The 1173-nt window shown below is 68.7% G+C and carries 2 protein-coding genes; both read left to right on the forward strand.

The genetic code is table 11. The annotated features are described in order from the left end of the window. Window positions 1-78 precede the first annotated feature (78 nt). On the forward strand, window positions 79-675 hold the full coding sequence (locus ABZ471_RS48795; protein WP_359075647.1) for a winged helix-turn-helix domain-containing protein: 597 nt from the start codon (window positions 79-81) through the stop codon (window positions 673-675). Then, window positions 591-1157, forward strand: a complete 567-nt coding sequence (locus tag ABZ471_RS48800) for a transposase (RefSeq protein ID WP_359075649.1) — start codon at window positions 591-593, stop codon at window positions 1155-1157. Before ABZ471_RS48795 ends, ABZ471_RS48800 begins: the two co-directional genes overlap by 85 nt. Window positions 1158-1173 lie beyond the last annotated feature (16 nt).

Raw genomic sequence — 1173 nt, forward strand, 5'->3', positions numbered from 1 at the left:
TTACTGACTTCGGCTCTTTAGGGTGATCTCTCTCGAAGTCGCTGATGGGCCTGGAGTGTTGTCTGTATTCCGTGGTGTATGAGGTATGCGGATGGGGGCGGGCTGACCCCTGCGGGACGTCAGCGCCGGGAGACGGTACGGATGCAGGCGGCCGAGCTGTTCGAGCAGAAGATCAAGCCGCCGGATGTCGCACGGCGCCTGCGGGTGAGCCTGAAGTCGGCCTACCAGTGGCACCAGATGTGGCGGGACGGTGGCGTGCAGGCTCTGGCTTCCCGTGGCCCGAGTGGATCGCGATGCCGCCTGTCCCCGCGCTGTCTGGAAAAGCTGGCCGCGTACCTCGATGAAGGGCCGGCCGCGCACGGCTGGGTGGAGGACCAGGTGTGGACCGCCGCCCGGGTAGCCACGCTGATCGGCAGGAAGTTCCACATCTCCTACAGCGTCTCGGGGGCCACCCGGCTGATGCACCGGCTCGGCTTCACCCCGCAGGTCCCCGCGCGGCGGGTCGCCGAGCGCGACGAGCAGGCCGTGACCGCATGGAAGGAGGCGACCTGGGCCGAGGTAAAAGAGCTCGGGCGGCTTGCGGAGGCTACATCTGCTTCGAGGACGAGGCAGGCTTCACCCGACGGCCGCCCAAAGGGCGCACCTGGGGCCGGCGCGGCCGCACCCCGCAGGTGACGGTGAGTGGCCGACGCTCGGGACGGCTGTCGGTGGCCGGACTCATCGCGATGCGGCCCGGCTCCCGCACCCGGCTGTGCCACCGCCTGAGCACCCACCCCGCGGGCAAGGGCACACGCCGCAGCATGGGCGAACGCGACTTCATCGCGCTGATCGACGGCGTCCACCACCTGGTCAAGGCGCCGATCGTGCTGGTCTGGGACCGGCTCAACACCCACGTCTCCCACGCCATGCGTGGGTTGATCGCCGAGCGTGAGTGGCTGACGGTTTTCCTGCTGCCCGCGTACTCGCCGGATCTGAACCCCGTCGAGTGGGTGTGGGCCCACGTCAAGCGCAGCCTCGCCAACCTCGCCGTCGTCGCCCTCGACCGGCTCGAAGCCCTCGTACGCAACCGGCTCAAACGCCTCCAGTACCGGCCCGACACCCTCAACGGCTTCATAGCAGGCACCGGCCTGACCCCCGACGACCCAACGTCACCTTGACGAGCCGAAGTCAGTA

The organism is Streptomyces sp. NPDC005728 (genome assembly GCF_040630895.1).
GTDB lineage: Bacteria > Actinomycetota > Actinomycetes > Streptomycetales > Streptomycetaceae > Streptomyces.

Bases quoted from the DNA above. Each gene is read 5' to 3' on its own strand.
- ABZ471_RS48795 (WP_359075647.1), top strand. From the start codon at position 79: ATGAGGTATGCGGATGGGGGCGGGCTGACCCCTGCGGGACGTCAGCGC.